The 22,469-nt window shown below is 46.9% G+C and carries 24 protein-coding genes and 1 tRNA gene; 12 read left to right on the plus strand and 13 right to left on the minus strand.

What is annotated here, in order from left to right; genetic code table 11:
* Positions 1-207: 207 nt before the first annotated feature.
* Positions 208-354, minus strand: coding sequence for a hypothetical protein (locus NSMM_RS17050; RefSeq protein WP_425412360.1), 147 nt, complete (start codon positions 352-354; stop codon positions 208-210).
* Here NSMM_RS17050 and NSMM_RS16060 point away from each other — a divergent pair.
* From NSMM_RS16060 to NSMM_RS08155, 12 genes are all read left to right on the plus strand, one after another.
* A complete protein-coding gene (locus NSMM_RS16060) occupies positions 322-492 on the plus strand; it encodes a hypothetical protein (protein WP_218121048.1) in 171 nt (56 codons plus the stop codon). The two genes, NSMM_RS17050 and NSMM_RS16060, sit on opposite strands and share 33 nt — an antisense overlap.
* 664 nt (positions 493-1,156) lie before the next feature.
* Complete coding sequence (locus tag NSMM_RS08105) at positions 1,157-2,263, plus strand: aromatic ring-hydroxylating oxygenase subunit alpha (protein WP_090286419.1); 1,107 nt, start codon at positions 1,157-1,159, stop codon at positions 2,261-2,263.
* A 57-nt stretch (positions 2,264-2,320) separates the two neighbouring features.
* Entirely contained in the window at positions 2,321-2,683 is a 363-nt protein-coding gene (locus tag NSMM_RS08110; protein WP_090286421.1) for a SpoIIAA family protein, read from the plus strand.
* 1 nt (position 2,684) lies between these two features.
* Positions 2,685-3,161, plus strand: a complete 477-nt coding sequence (locus NSMM_RS08115) for a hypothetical protein (protein ID WP_090286423.1) — start codon at positions 2,685-2,687, stop codon at positions 3,159-3,161.
* 8 nt (positions 3,162-3,169) lie between these two features.
* A complete protein-coding gene (locus NSMM_RS08120) occupies positions 3,170-3,553 on the plus strand; it encodes a SirB2 family protein (RefSeq protein WP_090286425.1) in 384 nt (127 codons plus the stop codon).
* Between the two features lie 337 nt (positions 3,554-3,890).
* On the plus strand, positions 3,891-4,496 hold the full coding sequence (gene petA / locus NSMM_RS08125) for a ubiquinol-cytochrome c reductase iron-sulfur subunit (RefSeq protein ID WP_090286427.1): 606 nt from the start codon (positions 3,891-3,893) through the stop codon (positions 4,494-4,496).
* 1 nt (position 4,497) lies between these two features.
* The gene (locus NSMM_RS08130; RefSeq protein WP_090286429.1) at positions 4,498-5,745 is read left to right on the plus strand and encodes a cytochrome b; all 1,248 of its coding nucleotides are present in this window, start codon (positions 4,498-4,500) and stop codon (positions 5,743-5,745) included.
* Positions 5,742-6,479, plus strand: coding sequence for a cytochrome c1 (locus NSMM_RS08135; protein ID WP_090286431.1), 738 nt, complete (start codon positions 5,742-5,744; stop codon positions 6,477-6,479). The genes NSMM_RS08130 and NSMM_RS08135 overlap by 4 nt, the downstream gene beginning before the upstream one ends.
* A gap of 96 nt (positions 6,480-6,575) precedes the next feature.
* Positions 6,576-7,175, plus strand: a complete 600-nt coding sequence (locus NSMM_RS08140) for a glutathione S-transferase N-terminal domain-containing protein (RefSeq protein WP_090286432.1) — start codon at positions 6,576-6,578, stop codon at positions 7,173-7,175.
* Complete coding sequence (locus NSMM_RS08145; RefSeq protein ID WP_090286434.1) at positions 7,172-7,612, plus strand: ClpXP protease specificity-enhancing factor SspB; 441 nt, start codon at positions 7,172-7,174, stop codon at positions 7,610-7,612. Before NSMM_RS08140 ends, NSMM_RS08145 begins: the two co-directional genes overlap by 4 nt.
* 50 nt (positions 7,613-7,662) lie before the next feature.
* Positions 7,663-7,738 (plus strand) — tRNA-Thr (locus tag NSMM_RS08150).
* Positions 7,739-7,973: 235 nt separating this feature from the next.
* A complete protein-coding gene (locus NSMM_RS08155; RefSeq protein ID WP_090286436.1) occupies positions 7,974-8,777 on the plus strand; it encodes an outer membrane protein assembly factor BamD in 804 nt (267 codons plus the stop codon).
* A 170-nt stretch (positions 8,778-8,947) separates the two neighbouring features.
* On the opposite strand, the gene NSMM_RS08160 is transcribed toward NSMM_RS08155, so the two are convergent.
* From NSMM_RS08160 to NSMM_RS08215, 12 genes are all read right to left on the minus strand, one after another.
* Positions 8,948-9,727, minus strand: a complete 780-nt coding sequence (locus NSMM_RS08160) for a PP2C family protein-serine/threonine phosphatase (protein ID WP_218121049.1) — start codon at positions 9,725-9,727, stop codon at positions 8,948-8,950.
* A 27-nt stretch (positions 9,728-9,754) separates the two neighbouring features.
* Positions 9,755-10,417, minus strand: a complete 663-nt coding sequence (locus NSMM_RS08165; RefSeq protein WP_176753896.1) for a M48 family metallopeptidase — start codon at positions 10,415-10,417, stop codon at positions 9,755-9,757.
* Between the two features lie 61 nt (positions 10,418-10,478).
* On the minus strand, positions 10,479-11,105 hold the full coding sequence (locus NSMM_RS08170) for a hypothetical protein (protein WP_090286440.1): 627 nt from the start codon (positions 11,103-11,105) through the stop codon (positions 10,479-10,481).
* 20 nt (positions 11,106-11,125) lie between these two features.
* A complete protein-coding gene (locus NSMM_RS08175) occupies positions 11,126-12,256 on the minus strand; it encodes a vWA domain-containing protein (protein WP_090286442.1) in 1,131 nt (376 codons plus the stop codon).
* A gap of 286 nt (positions 12,257-12,542) precedes the next feature.
* A complete protein-coding gene (locus NSMM_RS08180) occupies positions 12,543-14,057 on the minus strand; it encodes a serine/threonine protein kinase (RefSeq protein ID WP_090286444.1) in 1,515 nt (504 codons plus the stop codon).
* Between the two features lie 4 nt (positions 14,058-14,061).
* Positions 14,062-16,383, minus strand: a complete 2,322-nt coding sequence (locus NSMM_RS08185; protein WP_090286446.1) for an ATP-binding cassette domain-containing protein — start codon at positions 16,381-16,383, stop codon at positions 14,062-14,064.
* A 135-nt stretch (positions 16,384-16,518) separates the two neighbouring features.
* On the minus strand, positions 16,519-17,043 hold the full coding sequence (locus NSMM_RS08190) for a DUF2939 domain-containing protein (protein WP_090286448.1): 525 nt from the start codon (positions 17,041-17,043) through the stop codon (positions 16,519-16,521).
* A gap of 39 nt (positions 17,044-17,082) precedes the next feature.
* Complete coding sequence (locus NSMM_RS08195) at positions 17,083-17,952, minus strand: SDR family oxidoreductase (protein WP_090286450.1); 870 nt, start codon at positions 17,950-17,952, stop codon at positions 17,083-17,085.
* 116 nt (positions 17,953-18,068) lie between these two features.
* On the minus strand, positions 18,069-19,145 hold the full coding sequence (tal, locus tag NSMM_RS08200) for a transaldolase (protein ID WP_090286452.1): 1,077 nt from the start codon (positions 19,143-19,145) through the stop codon (positions 18,069-18,071).
* A gap of 80 nt (positions 19,146-19,225) precedes the next feature.
* The gene (gene zwf, locus NSMM_RS08205) at positions 19,226-20,629 is read right to left on the minus strand and encodes a glucose-6-phosphate dehydrogenase (RefSeq protein WP_090286454.1); all 1,404 of its coding nucleotides are present in this window, start codon (positions 20,627-20,629) and stop codon (positions 19,226-19,228) included.
* An 18-nt stretch (positions 20,630-20,647) separates the two neighbouring features.
* Entirely contained in the window at positions 20,648-21,667 is a 1,020-nt protein-coding gene (gene gnd / locus NSMM_RS08210; RefSeq protein ID WP_090286456.1) for a phosphogluconate dehydrogenase (NAD(+)-dependent, decarboxylating), read from the minus strand.
* 78 nt (positions 21,668-21,745) lie between these two features.
* Positions 21,746-22,396: an ROK family protein gene (locus NSMM_RS08215; RefSeq protein WP_090286458.1), complete on the minus strand. Its 651-nt coding sequence runs from the start codon at positions 22,394-22,396 to the stop codon at positions 21,746-21,748.
* Positions 22,397-22,469: the final 73 nt, after the last annotated feature.

The raw sequence follows: 22,469 nt of genomic DNA on the forward strand, positions 1-22,469 counted from the left end.
ATCTTGCCAAAATCGTAAGCAATTTGCGCTTTTTCTTCGGAGGTGATGAGTCAATACCAATCAAAAATATCCTCTTCGAGTGTTCTCATCAGAAGCTGGTTGCACCTGTCCGTCAGGCCGCAGTTAGGTATATTCAAAGGAATAGTCTGGCCAAGAGAGCGCCGCAGACAGTTCGGATGGCGATAAATACGCCTGCTGCCATATGACTTACTGGACGTTCGGTGGCTTGACGGCGATTTCTCTATGCTCGCCCATTACCTCTGGCGGGATAAGCCTCATGACCCGCATGATTCCTGGCGGTAAGACGATGAAGTCATTTTCGTGGCCGAATACGGAGGTGAAACCGGAAATCAAGTCGATGGGCGAGACAGCATAGGCTGCGATAGCCAGCGCAAATGCTTTTGCGAACTATGGGGTGCGTGGATCGCGAGCAATAAACCATACGGCACTCATGCCCAGGAGGAACCTGCATCCATTGCGGCAATTGCCTGACTTTGCCTCCAGAAAGAAGTTTTTCTCAGTTGATAGTACAAAGAGTGCAAAGTTTGCGCTCCGTTTCAGAGAAACCGTTGAATATTTTGCAACTCCTGTTGAAAATTGGTTTCATATTGGTTCGCACAAAAATAACAATGAAGCGTAGCTTGAGATACTCGCAACATAAATCATCTGTGGCGTAAGGCTGGTTTCAGGAGGGGAGATTGCAGTTTCCCGGCGTGCTGATATTCTTTCAGCCGTGGTCTTGCGGTCTGTCAACTCTGATTAAGTTGTAGCCTTGTAGACGCTTTTCTCTTAGACCAAAAATTGTTCCTCTCTCTTAGGGGATAGTTTTTTATTTGATCGGCTGTAAATCGCGTGGAGGCAAAAGTGATGCCTGAGACAGGCGGACCCCTGTCAGTAGCAAGGATACGGGTTACCAGCCACGATTTGGCTGAAATAAAAAGAAAGGGTATTCAATAAAACCTGATGGGAGATGTGTTGTTTGAAGTCTACACAGCCCATTCTGGTTATTTGGCTTATAATTTCAGGTTTTCAGTAAGTTTGCCACGACCGGGTCTTTTGTTTTTCGCTGAGTACGATAATTGGGCTTGTGGATGCGTTGCGCTCTATTTTTTGCTTTATTCGAGAGATTTTACTTTTTTGATTGCCTTTGTGTGTCATGACCAGTCTAGCTTATATTCCAGGAACAGTTTCAAGTTCTCCGCAACTATCCGTCGATTGGTATCTGGATCATAAAATATTTGCACTAGAAAAAAGACTGCTTTTTGATCAGGGGCCAGGTTATGCTGGCCACGAACTGATGGTCCCGGAACAGGGCGACTATTACGTATTGCAGAGCAGAGATGATGCAAGCATACTGATGCACAACCAGCATGGTATCGAGCTGTTGTCGAATATCTGCCGTCACCGGCAGGCGCTGCTGCTTGAGGGGCGCGGCAATATCCGCAATATTGTCTGTCCGATACATCGCTGGACGTATGCAACCGATGGCAAATTGCTGGGCGCGCCGCATTTCAGGCAAAACCCATGTCTGGATCTGGAGAAAAAACCATTGCAGCGATGGAATGGGCTGCTCTTTGATGGGCAACGGGACATCCAGAAGGATTTGAGTGCACTGCATTTCGATGAATTCGATTTTTCCGGGCATGTGCTCGATCGGGTGCGAGTCGATCATTATCAATGTAACTGGAAAACCTTTATCGAGGTGTATCTGGAAGATTATCATGTCGATACTTTTCATCCCGGATTAAGCAAACTTGTCGATGTCAGTCAGCTCGAATGGGTATTTTCTGACTGGTATAGTGTACAGACTGTTGGGATGCGAACTGAATCAGCTAGATCTGACTCTGTTATATATCAGAAATGGCGCGAACTCATCATGCAGCAATACCATGGGCAATTGCCGTCGCATGGTGCAATCTGGCTGCTTTATTATCCGAATATAATGCTGGAATGGTATCCGCATACACTGGTAATTAGCACGATTCTGCCAACTGGCCAGGAGAGCTGTACCAATATCGTCGAGTTTTACTATCCGGAGGAAATTGTTTTGTTCGAGCGCGAATTTGTTGAGGGAGAACAGGCAGCCTATCAGGAGACCGCCAGGGAAGACGATGAAATTTGTCGGCGGATGACGGCGGGCAGGCGTGCACTTTTTCAGCAAGGGAAAAATGAAGTCGGCCCTTATCAGATTCCGATGGAAGCAGGCATGGCGCATTTCCATCAATTTCTGCGGCGTGAAATCGAACCTTATTTAACAGCATGAAAGGCTGTCGAGTAAAATAAGTTGTAGACCATATGATACTAACCGGAGTGAACCAAAATGATCAGTATAAGCAAGCAAGATAGTTTGATTACCGTAGCGGTTGCCGGTGAATTTACGCTAAATGATTTTCGGCAATTTGAAGATGAGGTGCTGTATCAGGTGCATTTAGGTAGTAAGGTTAATATATTGCTGGATCTGCGGGATATGCTGTCCTATACGGTCGATGTGGCTTGGGGGGAACTGGCGTTTGTTCGTGAGCATGGCAGTGAAGTCGGTCGAGTCGCGGTAGTAACCGATAACCAATGGCAGGCGTGGAGTGCCTGGGTTTCCGGTTTGCTGACTGATGCAGATGTTGTGGTTTTTTCTGATTATGATGAGGCTGAAAAATGGGTTTCTGCCTGGCCGACAGAGTCCGAATAAAATGGATGATTTGTTGCTGGCGAGAGCGCTGCATGTGGTTGGCGTTGTTATATGGATTGGTGGCGTTGCCATGGTAACAAGCGTGCTGTTGCCCTTGTTAATACAGATGCCTTCAGCACAGGATCGCACCGAATTTTTCAGGAGATTCGAGAAACGCTTTGCGGCACAAGCAAGGATTGCTACTCTATTGGTGGGGTTAAGCGGCTTTTATATGGTGCATGTGCTGCACGCCTGGAGCCGCTTTAGTGAGTTACGGTACTGGTGGATGCATGCGATGGTATTCGTTTGGTTGCTATTCTCGATTCTGCTGTTTATTTTGGAGCCCAATGTGTTGCGTCGCCGCGTCGAGACAGGTGTCCAGCAGGCATCGGAAGCGACATTCAGAAAAATGCAGCGTTTTCACTGGGTTTTGCTGAGCATCAGTCTAGTGACAGTTGCGGGTGCGGTCGCCGGGAGTCATGGCTGGTTAATGTTCTGAGAAAAATCATGGATTATTTGATCTTAAAATATGTGCATATTGCAAGTATTGTGCTGAGTTACTCTTTGTTTCTATCCCGTGGTGTGTGGATGCTGCAGGCTTCAAATGTGTTGCAGCAGCGTTGGGTAAAAATTCTGCCGCATGTCAATGACACCATATTACTTTCCAGTGCTATTGCCCTGGCAGTTCTGACACACAGAAATCCTGCTGATGAAGCTTGGCTGGCAGCGAAAATTGTCGGATTAATTATTTACATTGTACTGGGAATGATGGCTTTCAGGTTTGGCAAGACTCGGCAAACCAAGTTGATTACTTGGGTGCTGGCTCAGATCGTTTTTTTGTATATCGTGCTGGTTGCACTGACTAAGGACCCTGCGATAGGTTTGATTTAAGGCGTTTATGAACCTTCAGGTTTTTATAAGTTTTTTATTCGTTACGATATTGCTTTGCTCATGAGCGGGTATTTCTGTGTACTTAACGCATTAAAATCTCCGGCCTGCATTTAATCTGGTTTTGAATTCCCAGTTGTTGTAACCCAATAGTATCATTCCTGATCTAAAAGATGATCACACCTTGTTTTATGTTTAATAAAATAATGTCGAATATGTTAGAATGACCTCCTTTTTAGCAAGGGTTATTTGGGTGTCGGATGGCAACTATTTGTAGAATAAGATTTTCTAGGAATTTATACTGGATAATGGGAAATTAGTGACATGGGATTCTTGAAAAATGACTGATAGCTTCGATAGGGGAGAGATGAGTGGGCGCAGGCGGTTTCTGCTGGTAACTACTTCGATTGCCGGCGCTATTGCTGGTGTGGGGGTGGCAACACCTTTTTTGCGCAGTATGATGCCAAGTGAACGAGCAAAAGCAGCTGGTGCGCCGGTCGAGGTAGACATTGACAAGCTGGAGCCAGGCATGTTACTGACAGTTGAATGGCGCGGCAAACCAATCTGGGTGTTAAGACGAACAGAAGCCATGCTGGAGACGCTGGAAAAACTTAACGCGCAACTCGCTGATCCAGATTCACTGCGCGAGCAGCAGCCAGCTTACGCACAAAATATGACGCGCTCAATTAAGCCTGAGTTTCTTGTTGTAGAGGGGGTATGTACCCATCTGGGTTGTGCTCCGACATTCAGAAAAGACATCGCACCGGCTGATCTTGGGCCAGATTGGTTGGGAGGGTTTTTTTGTCCTTGCCATGGGTCAAAATTTGATCTGGCTGGAAGGGTCTATAGTGGCGTGCCAGCTCCCACCAATCTGGTCGTCCCGCCTTATACTTATTTAAGTGATAGCCGGCTTTTAATTGGTGCCGAAAGTAAAGAGTCCGCATAAAATGAGCAAACAAGAAAATTCAATAGTGGCATGGATTGATAAACGATTTCCGATGACGGTAACTTGGAAGGCGCATTTATCAGAATATTACGCACCCAAAAACTTTAATTTCTGGTACTACTTTGGTTCATTGGCTTTGTTAGTGCTGGTTAATCAATTATTAACCGGTATTTTTCTGACTATGAGCTACAAACCCGACGCGAGTATGGCGTTTGCGTCGGTTGAATACATCATGCGTGATGTGGACATGGGGTGGTTGATCAGATACATGCATTCAACGGGTGCATCCATGTTCTTTGTGGTGGTCTATTTGCATATGTTTCGTGGCATGATGTACGGTTCTTATCGCAAACCTCGAGAATTGCTGTGGCTAATTGGTATGGCGATTTTTTTCGTTTTGATGAGTCTTGCTTTTACTGGTTATATTCTGCCATGGGGACAAATGTCATACTGGGGCGCTCAGGTAATAGTCAGTATGTTTGGTGCAATTCCAGTCATTGGCGAAACCCTGTCAAACTGGATATTGGGTGACTTCATGCTATCGGACGCAGCATTGAACCGGTTCTTTGCCTACCATGTTGTTACTTTGCCGGGTTTGATTGTTGTCTTGGTGTTTGTGCATATCGTTGCTTTGCACCAAGTGGGATCTAATAATCCAGATGGAATAGAAATTAAAGCCAATCGCAATCCTAAAACGGGAATCCCTGTAGATGGCATCCCATTTCATCCTTACTACACGGTCAAGGATATCGTTGGGACGGTTGTGTTTCTAATTATCTTCTGCGCAATTATTTTCTTTGCGCCGGAGATGGGCGGTTACTTCCTGGAATACAATAATTTTATTCCGGCTGACAGGCTTAAAACGCCGGATCATATTGCACCAGTCTGGTACTTCACGCCTTACTACTCGATGCTGCGTGCAGTGACCGTTAATTTTTTATGGATTGATGCAAAGTTGTGGGGAGTGATTCTGATGGCTGCCGGAGTGGCTGTTTTCTGTTTTCTGCCATGGCTGGATCGTAGCCCGGTCAAGTCTATCCGCTACAAAGGTCCATACTTTAAAATAGCGCTTACACTTTTTGTGATCAGTTTTTTTGTATTGGGATGGTTGGGAACGCAGACTCCTACACCTCTCTATACCTTGCTGGCACAAATATTTACAGTGGTGTATTTCGCGTTTTTTATTCTGATGCCGTGGTATAGCAGAATTGATAAAACTAAACCAGAACCAACAAGCGTGACGAAATGAAAATAATGAAATTTTTCTTGGCTGTAAGTGCGGTACTACTGATTCCATGTTTCGCTGTTCATTCTGCTGTCGATGTTGCTGTGGACAAAGCACCGATCAATATTGACGACAAGGAATCACTGAAACGCGGTGCTAAAAGTTTTGTTGAGTATTGCCTAACTTGTCACGGTGCAGAATTTATGCGCTACAATCGCCATCGTGATCTTGGCATGAGTGAGAGCGACATACTGGGTCAATTAATTCATACTGGCCAGAAAGTTGGTGATTTGATGGAAAGCGCCATGCGAAAGAAAGAGGCTGAAGCATGGTTTGGTGTTGCACCGCCAGATTTGTCTGTCATTGCTCGCGCACGCGGTGCAGATTGGCTATATACTTACTTGAGAACATTCTATCGAGATTCTTCGACTGTAAGTGGCTGGAATAACCTGGTTTTTGATAAAGCTGCTATGCCGCATGTTCTGCACCGGCTCCAGGGGCAGCAGATTTTAAGCACTAATAACCAGAAAGATGAACAGGCTTCAATAACAGAAAAGCTTGAAGTAATTGTTCCTGGAATAATGACGGAAAGTGAATACAATGATTTTGTAATCGACCTGGTAAATTATATGGTTTATCTTGGGGAGCCCCACGCGACTCATCGAAGAGAGCTGGGAGAGATGGTTATATTGTTTTTATTCGTCTTGTTAGGGTTTGCTTACCTTCTTAAAAAAGAATACTGGCGAGATATTCACTAATAAAGTGAAATAGTATTGTTGACATTGAGTTTTGCTCAATGACGATACAGTCAATCAGCCAACAAATAATAAATTAATTGCGGTAGGCTCGAAATTATGATGACACTCTACTCAATTGCGACATGTCCATTCAGTCATCGTTGTCGTATTGTGTTGCATGAGAAAGATATGGATTTTCAGGTAATTGATGTTGACCCAAACAATATTCCTGAAGACCTTGCCGTTATCAGTCCTTACGGTAAGATGCCTCTGTTAGTAGAGCGAGATCTTGTCTTATATGAAGCGAATATCATCAATGAGTATATTGACGAACGATTCCCGCATCCACAATTAATGCCGGCCGATCCGGTGATGCGTGCGCGGGCGAGACTTTTATTGCATCGTTTTGAAAAAGAGTTGTTCTGTAATATTGAGGCGTTGGAGAATAACGATCGTAAATCGATTGATCGTATCCGCGCCGATATGTCCAATGGACTAACCATGATTGCTGCTGTTTTTGACAAGCAAAAATATATGCTGGGAGATGAGTATTCCATGCTGGACGTCGCAATTGCTCCACTCTTATGGAGGCTTGATCATTATGGAATAAAACTGCCTAAGCAGGCTGCCTCGTTACTAAAATATGCGGAGCGTTTGTTTAGCAGGCCGTTGTTTATCGATGCGTTAACACCTTCCGAAAAATTAATGCGGAAATGAGAGACGTATCAATCAAGCCCTATTTGATTCGTGCGGTTTATGAGTGGTGTATCGCTAACAGCGTAGCTCCCTATATTACTGCTATTTCGAGGCAATGTCATAACTTGCCGGAAAACCTGACTATCGACAAGAATGTAACCCTGAATATAGATCTAGCTGCAACAGATGATCTTGTAATAGACAATGAGTTCGTGCAGTTTAATGCCCGTTTCAATGGATTAGCCAAAAAAATAAGTATTCCAATTGAAGCTATCAAATCAATTTTCTCTAAAGAACTAGGGCATGGGTTAAGTTTTGTTCCTGAAATCATGGAAGATTCCGGAGTAAATTTGATAGAAACCGAGAACAATAAAAGCAAAATACCTGCTAAAGTAAAAAGTTCAGAAACTGATACTAAAATCAGCCGCGATAAATCTTTCTTGAAAATTGTAAAGTGACGCTGATTTGTGTTTTTCTAATTTTAATCCTTATTAATAAATAGCATCATGCCGGCATAGCTCAGATGGTAGAGCAGCTGATTTGTAATCAGAAGGTCCCGAGTTCGATTCTTGGTGCCGGCACCACATAAACTCTTAGAGTTACTGATTACAGACACAAGCACGGTGGCCGATACATTTTTCTTGCCCACTGGCAATATGGTGTAAACCTATTGATAGGTAAGTCGCATAGGATAACTACTCACACCGTAAATTGCATAAATATAACATTATTGTGAATATAATAAAAAAGTCGATATGAGCAACGTCTGCTTTACGTGATAATCCAAACGAGATTATTTGCCGTCTGATGTAACTAATTATGTTGCGATATTTTGTAATAGTGGGATTGGTTGGATTGCTCTCGGCATGTGGCTTGCTCCCGGAGAAAAAAGCTGTAGATAATAAGCAATCTCCAAATAGTCTCTATGCCGAGGCCAAAGATGAACTTAACAGCGGAAATTATGCGGCTGCGGTCAAATTGTTTGAAGCGCTGGAAGCACGTTATCCTTATGGACGATTTGCCCAACAGGCGCAGCTTGAAATAGCGTATGCCTATTATAAAGATCAGGAGAACGCATCTGCCATGGCAGCGGCGGACCGGTTCATTCAGCTTTATCCGCAGCATCGTAATGTTGATTATGCATACTATATAAAAGGACTGGCGACTTTCAATGATAACCGGGGAATCCTCGGTTATATTACCACCAAGCTGATCAATCAGGATATGAGCGAAAGGGATGCAAAGGCGTCCAGAGAGTCATTTGAAAATTTTAAGCAATTAGTTACACGTTTTCCTGATAGCAAATACGCGCCTGATGCGCTCAAGCGCATGGCATTTCTGGTAAATACGCTGGCAACGGGGGAAATTTACGTCGCGCGTTATTACATGAAACGTAAGGCTTATGTTGCAGCGGCAAGACGAGCTCAATTCATATTACAAGAATATCCACAGACCCCGGCGGTAGAAGAAGCGTTATACATTATGGCGCGAGCTTATAACCAACTAGGTCTAGCTGATTTGCGCGATGATGCAGAAAAAGTCATGCGTAAGAATTTTCCAGATAGTAACTATCTCTCAGATTCCGGACCTTTGGGTGAGAAACAATGGTGGAAAATCTGGTAGATAGCTGTTGTTGTCATATTGGTGAGATTAGCTAATGACACCGCCTTTGGCGGAAGGGTTGCTGAGTTGCCTAAAAGATCTTTTTACACATGCGTGCATGTACTTCTGCGAATAAAATATTGTAAGCATCTCGGCTCTTCATTGCTTTATAGCCTGCTCTTTACGTTTTTTTATTGATGGGGAGCAGCGGCACTGACTTCCAGTAGTATTAGCGTAATATTATCGTCTCCCCCAGCATCCAAAGCTTTCCGAGTAAGCAGGTTTGCTTTTTCGTTAAGCAAAAGAGCCGGATTGCTTAGAATAAGTTCCATTTCACGGCTAGAAACTTTTCCCGATAATCCGTCACTGCATAATAAAAAAATGTCTCCTGTCTGTAATTGGCCATCAATAGTATCCACGGTAATAGTCTTATCTGTACCACCTAGAGCTTGAGTAATGGTGTTTCTGTGGGGATGGTTTTCTGCCTCTTCCTCACTGATCAACCCCTGGTCTAGCATCAGCTGTACGTAGCTATGGTCTTTGGATAGACATCTGAGCTTTTTATGAAATAAATATGCGCGGCTGTCACCCACCCAGGCAATCTGGTAATGATCATGTAATATTTGCAGCGCTACAATGGTGGAGCCCATTCCTTTTGACCCTAACCCATCCACAGCTGCCTGTTCAATTGCCCGATGGCCACTCTGAATTGCTTCAGTCAGTGATTTGCCTGAAGTGATGCCGGTTTTCAAGCTGGTGATTGCGATGGCACTGGCAATTTCTCCGCCTTCATACCCGCCCATGCCATCAGCAACGGCCCAGACATGATACTGAGGCAGGCAAAGATAGCTATCCTCATTGTTTGATCTGACCAGTCCAGTATCACTCAGCGCTTCGGTCAGAACGATTTTTGGAAACCGACGTGATGCTTTTTTGCTGGAGAATAAGGAAACGATTTTTTTGATGATCAAAATGTTTTGTCTTGATACAACATAGGTCTATTTGTGTAATGTATTGCCGGAAACCGCTTCCTGCTTGATATGGATGAATTCTGGTGATGCGATAAATGGAACCGTTCCGGCATGTCTCAATTGGTGCTGCAGCGCCTTGATTCTAAGATTTCTCTGATTGTTGATTCCTGCTTGGGGAACAGGCAGCTTTTTGACGACAGTAAGCATTGCCTGCGGAGGAAATTCAGCATGCTGTAAAATTTCTACTGCCAGTGCGTCCGCTTCCAGTTCCTTAGTGTTGTCGATGACCTGAGTAAAAGAGCCTATGCTGTGCGTTGCCAGTCTTTCATCATGTTGACAGAAATGGCCGATCAGCTCATGTGCCATTTCATGAGCAATGATGGCGGCAAGTTCAGCTTCTGAATCTGCAAAACTGTAAACACCATCAGTCATGTAAACCTGCCCGTTTCCTGCGGAATAGGCATTGACGGCCAGATCACGTATCAATAGAAATCGCCATCTGTTTTTTGACGGCCAGTTCAAGTTGCGTGAATCCATATTCAGCTTGATAACCGGAATCAGTTGATCGGCAATTTTCTGTACATACCGTGTTTGCCTGTCCTGGGAAGGCCTAAGCGGCCATTCATTCGCGATGCGTGCAGAAATTTTTTGTGCATTGCTGATTTCATGGTCGCATGCTGCAGCGGCCATGTGGCCGCTGCAGATTGAAACGGTTGCCATAGCCACATAAATGTAAAGTTTTGCAGAAGAATTATTGCACCACAAAAATGGTTTCATTGATGTCGTAAGTGCTGCCAGAGGCGAGGCGCGTTTCGACGACATAAGTGCCGCGCTTAGCATTTTTGGGAATATCGATCGGCTGCATGGTCTGATGACCGCCAGCTGGCTTGATTTGGCTGACGGGCTTGGATTCAGTCAATACTTTGCCATCCTTCTTGAGCTTCCAGGAGTAGGTCACCTCAGCCTGGTTATTCTGAGTGCGCGGTACGGCCAGAGAATAGTCGCTGAAAACGGTGGTTTGTGCGCCGGGCCTGACCATGTTGGGAGACGCATATCCCTTGTTCAGCTTGAGCTGTATCTTATTGGATGACGGGGCAAGTCCGTACATGCGTTGATCCTCGTTTTGGGTGCGCACCTGTTGAGAATTATGTTGCAGCATCTTGACTGCCCCCCAGCCGAGCGCGGCGCCTGCCAGACCTACTGCAACGCCTGCTCCGACATCACCTGTGATAAGTGCAGTCGCAAGACCGGCAGCAGCTCCTAAAACGGCGGCTCCGCCCAGCTGCTGATTTTGTTCCGTGGTTGCGCAGCTTGCCAGCAAACTTGACAGAAATATAAAAATAACCGCAAGATTCAAACTTTTCGATCTAAAGTTCATTTGAGTTCTCCTTCAGGAAATTATTGCCCTCGTGCTGGAAAATAGGGGTTACCATCCGGTGCTGGCGGCATTTTCTGGTTCAGCATTCTGATTGCGTTGTCGATTTCGGCGATCGGAGGCGCTTCCATGGCTTCGAATTTGCTGCTGTCATAGGTGAATTTTTTGCTGCCCGTCGGATACTCTACTCCGATCTTGAGTGCATGCATGTCACCATCTACTTCTTCGTAAGAGCGGAAGGTGACCACGTAATCACTCAGCAGAATATTCTGAATTTCTTCCACTACCCGCGTCATGCGATCTATTGTGTCACCAATCAAATAATAAACACCAAAAGAGTTCTTTGAGATCGACTCAAGATTGACAAAATGACTGCGTGATGATGGGCCATATGCCAGTGCATAAATTGGCACAGGAATAGACAGCGAAGTGATTCTCGCGTTGAGCTCTTCTCGTGACAACGCACTGCCTTCGTCGTGACCATCAGAAAATATCACGATTGAACAGCTGGCAAGAAAGTTTCCAACAGACGGGTCAATGGATGAACCCTGCGATGACATGGCGCACATTTGCATAGCAGCCGCAATGGAATCGTAAATTCGGCTTTTCATACCATCTACCTTGACATCTGCCAAGCGTCTGGCCAGTGCGCCGGGATCTCGCTCGAAATTGGAAATTACATCATACCCTTCTTTGGTATCACGAATTGCCAATACGGCGACCTCATCCTGGGGACGCTTGGCATCGATGAAGCGTGCTGCTGCCTGGGCGGTTGACAGATATGCATTATTTTGGAGCATGGATTTACTTGCATCCAGTATGATCACCGAGCGAACCGCATCGCTGCGGTTACGGATACTCTGTATGGCATATTGGCGTTTCATTGGATCGTAAGTGCGGCCCTTGACCATCAGGCCGATATTCATTTCGTTCAAGTTTACCAGAGGCTGTTTTTCGCTGTTGAAGGTCCGGAAATAGACCTGGACGAAAGGATACAGAACGGAGTTGACATTATAAATTTTCAACCCATAACCGCCGGGAGCAGATACATTGGCAAATGCAGAGGGTGCAAGCAACAGGATCTGGAGCAATACGCCCGCTATGAAGACAAGTTTCGGCAACTGGAATTTTTCGAACAACTTTTGTAAAACCATTTTTATTTCCCCTTATTAAGTTCTGGATTTCTCAATACTGCCTGATTAAAAGGTATTTCTAAAAATTCATATTTTGTCACGATACAAATGCCTCGTTACTCACAAAAAATGCTTTCTTATCTATACATCATAGGTCGCGTCAACATTTTTTATTCGTACCCAGTTTTGCTTAGCACTCTGAATTTTTAGAGGCAGCCTAAAAAACTACCGCTGATTTAGCGTTGGTGCTATGACTCCTTGCATCAATTTATATGCTTTTCTATCTGTCAGAATTTCTCCGAATCTACTAGAAGCTGCCTTGCCGCTGGTTTCCCCAATCTGGCTGTTTCTGGGGTTTGCTCGCCGCCCGGGCGCGTTCAGCTGCAGCTTTTCTAGCCCTTTCCTCACTGGCGCGGCGGCGGGCTGCTTCGGCTTTCAGTTTTTGTTCTGCCGATGGTCCTGGTTTCTTGGATTCTTCGACGAATTCCGGTTGGGATTTAAGTTTTTCGTTGAGAATATCCAGGGCGGAAGGTTCATTGCTGGAAGCTGGTGGCGGAGTAACCGCCGCAGTCGGTTGTAAGGGTTCGAAGGACGGCTGAATGATTGCTGTATCAGTAGATGGCGTTACTTTTGCCACATCATCGGTTGGCTTGTCATTCATCACCCAATATGCTCCGCCAAGACCCAGCATAACAATAACGGAAGCCGCAGCGCCAATGACCATTGATGTGTTTTTTTTGGGTTCTGTAGATGTTTGATTTTTTTGTGCGAGTTGTTTGGTGGATGATGCCGCGCCTTTGATAACCGGTCCGAACTGGATATCGGAGATCTGTACGGTTTTGGCTGAGCCGGATTCATTGCTGTCTACCGAATTACCCTTTCCGGTAAACGCTTTTAGAAAATCGGTAATGGTTTGGGGGCGCTCATTGATATTCAGATTGAGCGCTTTCATCAGTATTGCGTTAACTTCGGCCGGGATCGTGACGGCCAGGTCCTCCGGCGCCTGCAATGTTGCACCAGCCACGCGCTCATGCGCGGCAACCGGCGTCTTGCCGACCAGTGCGAAATAAATGGTAGCGGCAAAGGAATAGATGTCTGAGCGAATATCGGTGCCCGTTCCCATTACCTGTTCAGGTGGACTGAATCCGTGAGAGGCTGCTCTTCCAAGCGTACGGGTTACCGACTGTGCCACCGATTCCTTGGCAATGCCGAAATCGATCAGCATCACCCGATTTTCATCATCAATCAGGATATTTTCTGGTTTCATGTCCCGGTGAATGATGGGCGGATTACGGCTGTGCAGATAACTCAGAACATCACCAATCTGGATGATCCATGGTTTGAGTTTTCCATATGGAATCTGCTGATTCTGTTTGCATTCTGTTGCCAGGGTTCTGGTGCCACCAAATTTCAGGACGAGATAAACCATTCCGGCATCGGTGAATCGATCCACGATGATCGGTACGGCAGGGTGATCTAGCTGACTGAGTAACGATACTTCGTACTCATCAAACAGCATTTCAGGAATTTCTTTGAGCGCCCAGCGTTTACCGTGGACACGCTTATCCGTAACGAGATAGGTGGCACCAAATCCGCCTTTGCCTAGAACCGTTTCAACCTCATAACGGTCTCCAATCGTCGTGTGTTTTTCTTTCAACCAGTCGAAAATGCCCCGTATCGCACCATTGGATGCCATATCGAGATGTGCCAGTTCATAGCCGCATTGTGTGCATTTATATTCATTGGCAATGGCCAGTTGTTCTTCGTTGGATGTCCCGCACTTCGAGCAGGTGTGATGCCGCGTTTCGCTTGCCTCTGTCATTTTGTCAACTAGTCTTATCTTTGAGTTTCAGCCCGATCAGGGTAATGATCAGAAATACGACGGCCAGTCCTGCGATGGCAGCCAATCCTTCCGGCATCGTATTATTGATCGGCAGGATTAATTCACCGGTGAAATCATTTTTTACTGTTTTCACTTCGTCGGATAAAGTTGATTTCATGGCTTCAAATCCCCAATATGAAATCATGGTTGTTTTTGCAATCCAGAGCGCAGCTCCTTCCAGCTTGACCACCGCGCCTGCCAAGATGATTTGCGGGACCAGCAGCATGGGTATCATGGTCATGGCTTTGTCATTTGAGCTGACAAATGCACTGACCGATAATCCCATCGTGGTGGCAGCCACGCCTGTGGCGAACAGCACCATAAAACGCGAGACCAAATCACCTGGTATGGAAATGAAAATTTCCAGTACGCCAAGCAGTAACAGACATTGCACAAAACATATTACGGTCAGCGGGATGATCTTACTCATGATATAGGGCGCGATACCCAGGTTGACCGAACGTTCGCGCAAATAAATCGGTAACTCCTTGACCAGTTCCCTGACTGAGTTGATACAGCCAAACCAGATGACGGACAGCGACAAAATAAAGACAATCTGACTTTCCGTCATGGCGCGTACCGCAAGCTTTTCATCGAGCTGGAACACCAAGCCAACCACCAATGCGATGATGGGCGCCTGCAGAATCAAGAATAGCATATTACGTTTATCCGACATCAGCAGCTCGAAATAGCGCTTCATCAATGTCGATGTCTGGCGTAATCCAGCAGTTTTTTGGCCGGGCGCCGATGCCTGCCGCGTTGACTGCTTGCCGGCATATTCCCTGGTGTCCGGCGTTTTGCGGTTTTCGACATAAAGCTGATAAAAACTGGACGCTTGATATTTTTCTGCCCAGAAGCTTGCCGGCTTGCTTTCCAGTGTTTCATAAATATCCGACAGGCGCTGGATTCCGAAATAACCGCAGACAGCTTGTGGCGGTCCATAAAATACCAACCGTCCTTGGTGGAGCAATACTACGAGATGGCAGGTTTCGATATTTTCCAGCGTATGGGTGATACAAATGACAGTTTTTTGGTCATCCGCCAGGCTGCGAAAAAGTTCCATCATTTTTTTGTCGGTGCCGGCATCCAGGCCGCTGGTCACCTCGTCCAGAAAAAGCACATTGGGATTGGCCACTAGTTCTACAGCCAGGCTGACACGTTTCAGTTGTCCGCCGCTCAAAGGGGCGGGGGTATTTACCAGCAGGTCGGCTTTTTCAGCGAGTCCTACCTTGCCCAGAACTTGTGTGGCATTGCTGTCCATCTCGGAATCGGAGGTATCGGGTGGTAAACGGAGCTTGGCAGTATATTTCAGTGCGTGCTGCATGACGATATTGCGATGCACGATGTCCTGCTGTGGTACATAGCCAATAGCAGCCCGGAACAGGTCGAATGCCTCATACAGATCGGTGCTGTTATACAGGATTCTCCCGCTCGTTGCCGGCCGGCGCCCATTGAGCGCGTCCAGTAATGTCGATTTTCCGGAGCCGCTGGTGCCAAAAACACCAATGAATTCTCCAGGTTCGATCGTAAAGCTAATGTCCTGTAAAAGATATTTGTCGCCTTTGGTATTGATGTCTTTGACGATCTTGGAAAGTTTCTGAACCTCAATCCGCACTTGTCCGGTATCTTTGGATGCTTCAAACCGATCACCGGTAAACAGATATTCGAATGCAGCAATGGCCACATAATCGTGCGGCTCAAGTTTCTGTTTGCCTTCTATGCGTTGTGCATTAATGAAAGTACCATTGGTGCTGCTGCAGTCTTCCAGAACCCAGCCAGATGGTTCCTTGATCAGTTTTGCATGCACACGTGAGACCAGAGGAGAGGGAATTTCTATATCGCACTGTGGAGAGCGCCCAATGGTCACTAGCGATTTACCCTTGAGATCGAAACCGGTGTTTCGCTTGTCAAATTCCTGATTTTTAATAATTCGGGAAGCATCGATTGAGATTTGATACGGAGTGGTACCCAATACGATCCAGTCACCATTTTGAATACAAGCCGGATTTTCAACCACAGTGCCATTCAGGGCGACCACCGCTTCGCCAATTGGCTCGATAAATACGTCAAATAAATCTGAAACAAATATTCGCGCGTGCTGAGCGGAGATCCCGGGATCATTGATTATGAAGTCGCTCCCTTCATCACTTCCAACAATACATGTTGATACTAGTCGACAGGTTATCGTTTGCCGGGTTTTTGGCAACGAAATCTTCAGCTCAAAAAACTGTTCCGTATCATCAATTGTGCGTGTTTGCGTATCCATTCGATTGGTTTATTGGTTTTTATTGAAAAAAGCAACAGATGATTTATCCAGATAAGTCATTATAATATAAAGACAAATCTAAATAGAAGTTTATCCGTTCTTTTTGTTCCTGATTTTTCAGCTATTATTTCGAACTTAAACGGGCAATCGTACCCCTGTAAGCTTCCACGAAAACAGTCCTTCCCGGCTGAAAATGAGTGTGACAGGTGATTCTTTCGACGCTTTTCGGGTAATGGTTACAACAAAACTTCCAAAGCTTTCATAACCCATCGATGTCGCAAAATCTGCTGCGGATGATTTGTTGTTTTTACCATTTCCATTCAACTGCAGCACAGCACCTTGCAACATCATCGACAGACCTTCCGGGGTAATCAGTTTATCGATCACTGGCTCAATGAAAGCGTCGGCCAGGGCTGCTCCCAGTACGGCAAAAGGATCACCACTGCTTTTATCCGGTTTGTTTGGAGATAGTGTTGAATTCACGCTGACCTTCAAACTTTCCTTCAATGCCGGATAATCAACATATCTGGATAGCATGGCTGCATTTTTGGATTCAGCAGCGGTTCTCATATTGTCAACAACGCGGTGTGGTGTGAAATAAAACCAAACGCTGAGCATGACAAAAATGCCTGCTACTATCAATCCCGTTTTGTTATTCAACTCATTTCTCCTGATGGTAGGTAGCTGTTTAAAATGCCGTTATCTGGTGATTTCAATCAGTTTGGCGGCCAGACCCGCACCAATGGATTGTTCAATCTCATTATTCACCACTTGCCCCTTGGTATGTAAATCAACAATGAAGGAAGATGATTCAAATTTCTGACGATAGCAGGAGTAAACATACAAATCGGCTTCCATCTCGGCTGGTATCTGATTTTTAACTTGACTTGGCGAGACTGCCTGCCGATTTCTAATGTTCCCAAAAACAGCTGCATCCACATTTCGCTTGCATGAGTCGATCAGAATCACTTTTACCTTTTTTTTCGACAGTATTGAAGGATTGCTGTGTTCCAGAAGAACGGTCGCCTGTCTGCCAGCATCCAGCCAGATATCTGCAAATGACATCGCCATTTCAGAATCAGTCAGAATGGCAACATGATTCGCATTTACAAGCTGGGCACGCATTCGCTGCATATCCCCTGGACCCATTATCACATTAGCAATTTTCCCCGCCTTGGTATGATCGTTATACAGCCCATAACCTGAACGTGTTGCGGTCGAAATTAACATTCCACCAATACAGCCGGAAAGCATCACTACTATCAGGGCGAGGACAGCAAGTTTGATGAATTTATTGTCCATCATAAGGTTAAAACCACCGGCTTTAGCCGGTGGTTGTTTAGTCACCAGAATATCGACCGTGCCAAGAGTTCCAATTGTTTGCCGGAACATCGCTCGTACCTGATTTTCGCTGAAAACATCCGCTTGGACCACAATCGCATTCCCACCACCGGACAGGATCGTTGCGACTACCTTGTTGGCGATCTTAGCCGAGCCGATATAATTAACAGCGGTATCCGCACCTCCCTGTGTGAGATTGATGGCAACGCTTTTACCGGATACCTGAATTGGGGCCTGTCACCAAGGATTTTTGCCCTTTCAACGTATTGCGGTGTGGGCAAGCGCGGCATGACGACCTCGGGTAGTGGTTCATTTGTGCTCCTATTGGGTTAATGGAAGTGAACTCAAGTGAGTGCGGTACATTTTGACGTGATACAGGCCATCAAGCTGTTCCAGGATTTTGCAAAAGACTGCTCGCCTTCTTGCTGAAGCTGTGCGGCAAGTGCGGTAGGGTTCACACCGGCCTGCATAAATTCAGCCAGCAGGGTTTCGGCATTGCCACCATCCAGCGGCAGAGCGTGCTTAACGGCACCGTGATCGGCGAAAGCCAGCAGAGTTTTCTCGGGTATGGTGTTAATGGTATTGGGTGCGGCGAGTGCTTCAAGGTAAAGCGTGTCCGGTGCGCCGGGGTCTTTGGTGCCGGTGCTGGCCCACAGCAAGCGTTGCGGTGTTGCGCCAGCATCAGCGAGTTGTCGCCAGCGTGGCGTTGCCAGCAACTCACAATAAGCTTTATAGGTACGCATGCCGATGGCGATACCGAGACGGTTACGCAGGGTTTCGGGTACTTTGCCTTGAACGGAGACATCCCATCGGCTGATAAAAAGGGAGGCTACACTGGTGACTTTGGGATCAAGTCCGGCAGCGAGGCGTCGTTCTATACCGCGCAGATAAGCCTCAGCTGCGGCAACATAGTGCTCACGGGAGAACAGCAACGTTACATTTACCGGTATACCAGCAAAAATACTTGCTTCGATTGCGGCAATACCCGCTGCGTTGCCTGGAATCTTGATGAAAAGATTAGGACGCTGCGCCTGGGCATACAATTGCTCGGCTGCCTGAATTGTGCCCGCCGTATCATGTGCGAGTAACGGCGATACTTCCAGTGATACCCAGCCGTCAATACCGTTGGTAGCGTCATGAACCGGGCGTAGCAGATCGGCAGCCTGAGTCAAGTCTTCCAGTGCCAGTTCGAAAAAAAGCGCTTCTCCGGATTTACCTGCTGCTGCCTTCTTGCGAATGCCTGCATCGTAAAAATCGCTATTGCGGATCGCATGATCAAAAATGCTGGGGTTGGAGGTGAGTCCTGTCACGGTGAATTCTTTGATATAGCGCGCCAGTGTGCCGCTTGTCAGCAATTCTCGAGTGATATTGTCGAGCCATAGGCTTTGGCCAAGTGCATGCAGTTGTTGGGTGGGGTTCATGATAGCTCCTGTTAAATATAAAATTTTTACTTACGCATATCGCCCGTAATGGCGCAATAAGATATTCCAGCCTGATACCGTTATGCCCCCATACGTCCGGGGCTGGGGTTATGCCAGCTACCGTTGGGCGCAATCAGTGTGTCAGCCTCCTTAGGTCCCCAACTGTAGGGCTGGTAGAGGTGAACCGGGCTATGTGATGACAGGACCGGGTCAATTACTGCCCAGGCCGCTTCAACCGCATCTTCGCGGGCAAAAAGTGCATTATTGCCTGCCATGGCATCGCTCAACAGACGTTCATAAGGGGTTTCGCTTTCCTGGCGGATGATGCGTTCACCCCCCAGGTAAAGTTCGTGTTGATCACCAACAAATTCCTTGCCTTCACGCTTGACGCGCGCGGCAAGTGCAATAGCAGAATTAGGAGAAAGCCAGAATCGCAGATAGTTTGCACGCCCATCCGTTGGTTGTGAATCGGCGAATAACTTTGAGGGTGGCGGCTTGAGTTGAATTAGAACCTCGGCAACTGATTCACGCATGAACTTGCCGGACCGTAAATACCAGGGTACACCAGCCCAGCGCCACGAATCGATGAACAGCCGCAAGGCGCAGAAAGTTTCCACGTCGGAATCGGCGGCTACTCCCTGCTCTTCGCGATAGCCAATGTATTGGCCACGTACGAGATCATCTGGTTTCAGTGCGCACATGGCGCGAAATACTTCTGTTTTCTGGATATGCACGGCAGAATAGCCCCGATAAGCGGGCGGCTCCATTGCCAGTAACGCAATAATTTGAAATAGATGATTCTGGATCACGTCACGCAGGCACCCAGTGGTTTCATAAAAAGCACCACGTTCCTTGACGCCAAAATCCTCAGATAGAGTGATCTGTACGCTGTCGATGTGGTTACGGTTCCAGATTGGTTCCAGAAAGGAATTGGCAAAGCGGAAATAGAGAATATTCATAATCGCTTCTTTTCCCAGATAATGATCGATGCGAAAAATCGACTCCTCCGGGAACGCTGATCTCAGTGAACGATTGAGTTCATGCGCCGTAACCAAGTCACGGCCGAATGGTTTTTCGACGATGACGCGTGCATTCTGGGTGCAACCGGAGTTTGCCAGTGCCTGTACGACAGTCTCGAACATGCCGGGATGAATCGCGAGGTAGTGCAGCGGGTGCGTGGCACCGTTAAGCGCCAGTTTCAGCTGCTCAAACGTGGCCGCATCCTGATAGTCACCATCGACATACTGTAATTGGGCGGCCAGTTTGGCAAATGCGGTTTCATCGACCCCGCCATGCTGTTCCAGACTGTTGCGCGCATGTTCACGCAGTTGATCCAGTGTCCAGCCTGAGCGTGCCACACCAATGATCGGCACATTAAAATCATTGCGTCGAATCATGGCCTGCAACGCAGGGAATATTTTTTTGTAGGCCAGATCGCCGGTTGCGCCGAAGAAAACAAATGCGTCGGAATGAGGTGTATTCATGGAATATTCTCGTCTCTGCTATTGCTTAATCGGTTTTTCCATATGGCCGCCGAACTCATGGCGCATGGCAGACAATATCTTATTGGCGAAATCTGCATCACCACGCGAGCTGAAGCGCTCATAAAGTGCGGCACTCAAAACCGGTACGGGCACGGCCTGGTCAATAGCTGCCTCAAGTGTCCAGCGTCCTTCTCCTGAATCAGACACGCGACCGGAGAAATCCTTTAAATCAGGATCAGACAGCATGGCCCTCGCGGTGAGGTCCAGCAGCCATGAACGAATCACGCTACCTCGGCGCCAGACTTCAGCTATTTCTGCCAAATTCAGGTCATACTGGTAATATTCCGGGTTGCGAAGCGGAGTGGTTTCGGCGTCGATATCATGGGCGCGCTTGCCGATGTTTGCATGATGTAGAATATTCATGCCTTCGGCATAGGCGGCCATGACGCCATATTCAATGCCGTTGTGCACCATCTTGACAAAATGACCCGCACCATGCTGTCCGCAATAGAGATAGCCTTGTTCAGCCGTGCTGGCGCCTAATTGCCGGCCTGGCGTGGGCGAAGCTGCATCGATTCCAGGTGCAAGTGCTTCGAAGATTGGCGTGAGTTGTTGTGCTATTGTCTGATCACCGCCGATCATCAGGCAATAGCCGTTCTGCAAACCGGTAATGCCGCCGCTTGTGCCAATATCCAGATAATGAATGCCATGCTGTTTCAATTCGTGACTACGCCGGATGTCATCGTGATAATGCGAATTGCCGCCATCGATGACAATATCGCCTTCGTCGAGAAGGGGAGTAAGTTCAGTCAGGAATTGATCCACTCGCGCTGCGGGAATCATCAGCCAGATTGAACGCGGCTTAGCCAGTCGGGCGACCAGATCTTCCGGTGATGCCGCGCCAATTACGCCGGGAGCGGTGAGTTTTTTGACGGCATCGGTATTGGCATCGTACACCACACACTCGTGGCCTTTCTGCGTTAATCGTTGCACCATATTGGCGCCCATACGCCCTAAACCTACCATTGCGATTTGCATAAATATCCTTGTTTTAATTGAAATGACAATTGAAAAAATTTTTTCCTGCCATATTGCCCTGGGTTGTTTAACATTTTGTCAGGTTTCCCAAAGGCGAAAGCCCCCCGTGAATGCATTGGTATTGTCACCTCTCCGGCAGCCAGCTGGTAGTCTTTTCAGATTCCTGATATTGCCGCCCCCAAGCACGGTCTCATCGGGCAGAAGAGCTGCGGTTAATCGCTCGATTACATCGGCAACCTGTTTGCGCCATTTCTTTTTACCCATACGCTCCAGCGCATGGGTGCCTACATAATCCTCGAATGTACCCTTCTTGTAAGGCAAATGGGCCAACTCCATCGGTACGATGACACCGTCCATAATCAAAGCAGAGCCAAGCCCAGTGCCCAGTCCAAGAAATAGCATCTTGCTACCGTGAAAACTGCCTAATGCCTGCATGGCTGCATCATTGATAATCTTGACTGGTCGTTTGAGTGCGCGCTCAAAGTCGAACGATACCCAACCGGTTGCCAGGTTGTGGGGTTCCGCTAGTGGCTGATTGTGTCGCACCTGGCCGGGATAGCCGATGGATATGACATCATATTGCCAGTCGTTAGTGAGCTTTTTCACGCGTGTGACCATCTGCCTGGGTGTTAATGTTGGCCCGGAAGAAAACTCACGATGAGCCGTTTGTTCACTCACGAGAACTTTGACGTGGGTTCCACCGATATCAATGACGAGAGTACGCATCATGTCAGCCAGTCATTCTTAGGAGCTGTAATAAGTTACCCGCATGCAGCCATCGATTACCTCGGCAGATTGCGTT

Source organism: Nitrosomonas mobilis, from assembly GCF_900103035.1.
Lineage (GTDB): Bacteria > Pseudomonadota > Gammaproteobacteria > Burkholderiales > Nitrosomonadaceae > Nitrosomonas > Nitrosomonas mobilis.